At 67.8% G+C, this 4,581-nt stretch carries 4 protein-coding genes; all 4 read left to right on the forward strand.

The features are described 5' to 3' along the window. The first annotated feature begins 107 nt into the window (after nt 1-107). Nucleotides 108-782: a type 4a pilus biogenesis protein PilO gene (locus D588_RS0109625; RefSeq protein WP_017914107.1), complete on the forward strand. Its 675-nt coding sequence runs from the start codon at nt 108-110 to the stop codon at nt 780-782. Next, nucleotides 779-1,318, forward strand: coding sequence for a pilus assembly protein PilP (locus D588_RS0109630; RefSeq protein WP_026143551.1), 540 nt, complete (start codon nt 779-781; stop codon nt 1,316-1,318). The genes D588_RS0109625 and D588_RS0109630 overlap by 4 nt, the downstream gene beginning before the upstream one ends. A gap of 20 nt (nt 1,319-1,338) precedes the next feature. Beyond that, nucleotides 1,339-3,234 (forward strand): type IV pilus secretin PilQ family protein, encoded by a 1,896-nt coding sequence (locus tag D588_RS0109635; RefSeq protein WP_026143552.1) that lies wholly within the window; start codon nt 1,339-1,341, stop codon nt 3,232-3,234. Between the two features lie 152 nt (nt 3,235-3,386). Beyond that, nucleotides 3,387-4,406 (forward strand): MoxR family ATPase, encoded by a 1,020-nt coding sequence (locus D588_RS0109640; protein WP_017915828.1) that lies wholly within the window; start codon nt 3,387-3,389, stop codon nt 4,404-4,406. Nucleotides 4,407-4,581 lie beyond the last annotated feature (175 nt).

Consider the following 4,581-nt stretch of genomic DNA (forward strand, 5'->3'; position numbering starts at 1 on the left):
GCCCCGGGCGCGCCTGCGCCTGCACCTGCCGCGGGCAGCCCTGCCGCACCGGCGCCGGCCACCGCGCCGGCACCCGCCGCCACGCCAGCGAAACAGGGACCGGCGTCATGAGCAAGAAATTCAACATCAAAGAGCTGGATTTCAACAACATCGGCAATTGGCCGCAGCAGGCCAAGATCGTGTTCTGCGTGCTGGTGACCCTGTTCATCCTGACCCTGTCCTGGTTCCTGCTGATCAGCAGCAAGAGCGACGAGTTGCAGGCGCTGGAGCAGAAGGAAACCGAACTGCGCGCCTCCTTCGAGAAGGAGCAGAGCCGTGCGGTCAACCTGCAGCCGCTGAAGCAGCAACTGGTGCAGATGGAGCAGGTGCTGCAGCAGATGCTGCGGCAGCTGCCGAGCAAGACCGAGATGCCCGACCTGATCATCGACATCTCGCAGACCGCGCTGTCCAGCGGCCTGACCAACGAGTTGTTCCAGCCGGGCCCGGAGTCGCCGAAGGAGTTCTACGCGGAGAAGCCGATCGCCCTGCGCATGGTCGGCAGCTACCACCAGTTCGGCGCCTTCGTCAGTGGCGTGGCCTCGCTGCCGCGGGTGGTGATCCTGACCATGCACGACATCAACCTGAAGCCGCGCGACAAGAGCAACGGCATCACCGCGCGCGGCGAGCTGGAGCTGTCCGGTACGGTCAAGACCTATCGCTACCTGGACGACAAGGAAATGGCCGACCAGGAACAGGCCGCGGCGGCCGCGAAGAAGGCCGGCAAGCAAGGCGGTGGCGCATGAGCCGGCAGCATCGGGTGGTCAGGATTCTCGTTGCGGGCGCGCTGGCGCTGGTGCTTGGCGCTTGCGGCCGCACCATCACCAGCACGCCGGGCGATGCGCCGAATCTGGAGAACTGGGTGAAGGAAGTGCGCGCGCGACCGGCGCAGCCGCTGGAGCCGCTGCCGGTGATGCAGCAGTTCGAAACCTTCGAGTATGCGGCGCAGGGCCTGCGCGATCCGTTCAGCGATGCCTGGGCCAGTCCCGACGGCAGCAGCGGCCTGCGCCCGGATCCGAACCGCCGCAAGGAACCGCTGGAACAGTTCCCGCTGGACAGCCTCAACATGGTCGGCACGCTGGGCAGCGGCGCGGGCCAGGTCGCGCTGGTGATGGCGCCGGACAAGGTGACCTACCGCGTGCGTCCGGGCGTGTACATGGGGCAGAGCGATGGCCGCGTGACCGGGGTGCACGAGGATCGCATCGATTTGATTGAACTGGTGCCGGATGGCGCCGGCGGCTGGCTGGAACGTCCCGCCTCCGTCGCGCTGGACGATCAATGATTGATTATGGGGATAGCACGATGACTTTTTCCAAAGCCCTGAGCCTGCGCCCCATCCGGCGTCACGCGACGATGCGGCTATGCGCGTTGGGGTTGGCGGCGATGCTCGGGAATGCGGTCGTCGCCAGTGCGGCGCCGCCCGCCGCGCCTGTTGCCGCGTCTCCCGCACCTGCGGCGGCGCCGGCCAAGCTCACGGTGTCGAAGATCGACTTCAAGCGCGGCGACGGCGGTGCGGGGCGGCTGATCCTGTCCTTCAACGGCACCGGCGCCAGCCCGGACCTGCGCACCCAGGGCAACAGCGTGGTGGTCGATGTCGGCAACGCCACGCTGCCGCCGGAGTTGCAGCGCCCGCTCAACGTCACCGACTTCGCCACGCCGGTGCAGCGCATCGATGCCAAGCCCTATGCGGGCGGCGCCGAGCTGGTGCTGAACACCAATGGCGCGTTCGAATCGCTGGCCTACCAGTCCGGCAACGAGTACGTGGTCGAGATCACCCCGCGCGCAGCCGCGCCGGCGGTGGGCGCGGTCACCGCGACCACGGTCAGCCAGGCCGCCGCGCAGGTGGCGGCCCGCGGCTACAGCGGCAAGCCGGTGACCTTCAACTTCCAGGACGTGCCGGTGCGCACGGTGCTGCAGTTGATCGCCGAGGAGTCCAATCTCAACATCGTTGCCTCCGATACCGTGCAGGGCAGCGTCACCCTGCGCCTGGTCAATGTGCCGTGGGACCAGGCACTGGACATCGTGCTGCGCGCCAAGGGCCTGGACAAGCGCCGCGACGGCAAGGTGATCTGGGTCGCGCCGCAGCAGGAACTGGCCAAGTTCGAGCAGGACAAGGAAGACGCGCGCATCGCGATCGAGAACCGCGAGGACCTGATCACCGACTACGTGCAGATCAACTATCATAGCGCCACGGCGATCTTCAAGGCGCTGACCGAGGCCAAGGGGATCGGCGGCGGTAGCGGTGGTGGCAGTGGCGGCGCGGGTGGCAGCGGCAACAGCCAGAACGACAATGGCTTCCTGTCGCCGCGCGGGCGCCTCGTCGCCGACGAGCGCACCAACACGCTGATGATCAGCGACATCCCGAAGAAGGTCGCGCAGATGCGCGAGCTGATCAACGTGATCGACCGCCCGGTCGACCAGGTGCTGATCGAGGGCCGCATCGTCATCGCCACCGATACCTTCGCACGCGATCTGGGTGCCAAGTTCGGTGTCGGCGCGACGCGCACCTATGGGGACAATGTCGCTACGGTCGGAAGCAACGCGGCTGGCGGCGGCGTCAATACGCGTGGTCTCAACGTCGATCTGAGCGGTCCGACCTTCACCAGCGCGCAGACCCTGCCCAGTCTTGCCTACACCCTGCTCGGCAAGAACTTCAATCTGGACCTGCAGCTGTCGGCATTGCAGGAAGAGGGGCGGGGCGAAGTCATTTCCAATCCGCGCATCGTGACATCCAACCAGCGCGAGGCGGTGATCAAGCAGGGCAAGGAGATCGGCTACGTCACCATCACCGGCGGCACCGCTGGCGCTGCCCCCACGCCGAACGTGCAGTTCAAGGAAGTGTTGCTGGAGCTGAAGGTGACCCCGACCATCACCGACGACAATCGTGTGTTCTTGAACATGAGCGTCAAGAAGGACGAAGTCGAGCGTTTCGTGGTCCTGCAGGGCTACGGCACCATTCCCGAGATCAACCGCCGCGAGATCAACACCGCGGTGCTGGTCGACGATGGGCAGACGGTGGTCATCGGCGGTGTCTACGAGTTCAACGACCGCAGCAGCATCTCCAAGGTGCCGTTCCTGGGCGACGTGCCGTTCCTGGGCAATCTGTTCAAGAAGCGTGGCCGCAACAAGACCAAGGCCGAATTGCTGATCTTCGTGACCCCGAAGGTGATGCACGTGGCCAAGCGCGCGCCAGCCTGAGCTGCCTCAAGCAGGTTGGATTCTTCGACGGGAGAGGCGCAAGCCTCTCCCGTCGGCGTTTGCGCCCATCGATGAGGAAATCCTGAATTCGCAGCACGCGGCGTCCGCCGTGCGCGGAACCATTTTCACCGGCGATCGGTCAGACTGCACAAATGAACACTCCATCCCCGACCCTCGATTCCCCGCCGGCCGCGCCCGAGCAGCAGCGCCTGCATGCCGCGTTCGTCGCCCTGCGCGACGGCCTGTCCCAGACCATCGTCGGCCAGTCGGCGCTGGTGGAGCGCCTGCTGATCGCGCTGCTCGCCGACGGCCATCTGCTGGTCGAAGGCGCGCCCGGCCTGGCCAAGACCACCGCGATCCGCGCCCTGGCCTCGCGCCTGGAAGCGGATTTCGCCCGCGTCCAGTTCACCCCCGACCTGCTCCCGGCCGACCTCACCGGTACCGAGGTGTGGCGCCCGCAGGAGAGCCGCTTCGAGTTCCTGCCCGGGCCGATCTTCCATCCGATCCTGCTCGCCGACGAAATCAACCGTGCGCCGGCCAAGGTGCAATCGGCCCTGCTTGAAGCGATGGGCGAGCGCCAGGTCACCGTCGGCCGGCACACCTATGCGCTGCCGAAGCTGTTCCTGGTGATGGCGACACAGAACCCGATCGAGCAGGAGGGCACCTTCCCGCTACCGGAGGCGCAGCTGGACCGCTTCCTCATGCATGTGCGGATCGGCTACCCGGAAGCGGCCGCGGAGGCGGAGATCCTGCGCCTGGCGCGCGAGCGCGCCCGCGAGACGCTGGAGGCCGGCGAGGCGCCGCCGCCGCGCATGCCGCTGGAAGACGTATTCGCGGCACGCCGTGCGGTGCTGGCGCTGCACATGGCACCGCCGCTGGAGCGCTATCTGATCGAACTGGTGCTGGCCTCGCGCGATGCCAGCGGCTACGACGCCGCGTTGTCGCGGCGCATCGCCTGGGGCGCGAGTCCGCGCGGTTCGATCGCATTGGAGCGGTGCGCCCGCGCCCGCGCCTGGCTGGCCGGACGCGACTTCGTCACGCCCGACGACGTGCGCGCGGTCGCCGCCGATGTGCTGCGCCACCGCGTGCTGCCCAGCTACGAAGCCACCGCCGAAGGCTGGGACGGCGATCGTCTGGTCGCCGCCCTGCTGGACAAGGTGCCGCCGCCGTGACCGGACGTCGCCAGGTACGGCTGTTGCCCGCCGCCCGCCTCCGCGCGGAGTAACGACGATGGCACCGCAGCCGACTGCGCCGGGCATGCCGCACGCTGCCGCGCCGGCCGAGGCGGGGATCCGTCCCAGCCTGGCCGAGCTGGTCGCCCTGCGCGCCGCGGTCGCACGCATGCCA

The sequence above is a fragment of the Xanthomonas sp. SHU 308 genome (assembly GCF_000364645.1).
Taxonomy (GTDB): Bacteria; Pseudomonadota; Gammaproteobacteria; order Xanthomonadales; family Xanthomonadaceae; genus Xanthomonas_A; species Xanthomonas_A sontii.

What these genes read in the sequence shown, in the direction of transcription:
- D588_RS0109625 (WP_017914107.1), top strand. Translation starts at nt 108, where the DNA reads ATGAGCAAGAAATTCAACATCAAAGAGCTGGATTTCAACAACATCGGC.
- D588_RS0109640 (WP_017915828.1), top strand. Translation starts at nt 3,387, where the DNA reads ATGAACACTCCATCCCCGACCCTCGATTCCCCGCCGGCCGCGCCCGAG.
- D588_RS0109635 (WP_026143552.1), top strand. Translation starts at nt 1,339, where the DNA reads ATGACTTTTTCCAAAGCCCTGAGCCTGCGCCCCATCCGGCGTCACGCG.
- D588_RS0109630 (WP_026143551.1), top strand. Translation starts at nt 779, where the DNA reads ATGAGCCGGCAGCATCGGGTGGTCAGGATTCTCGTTGCGGGCGCGCTG.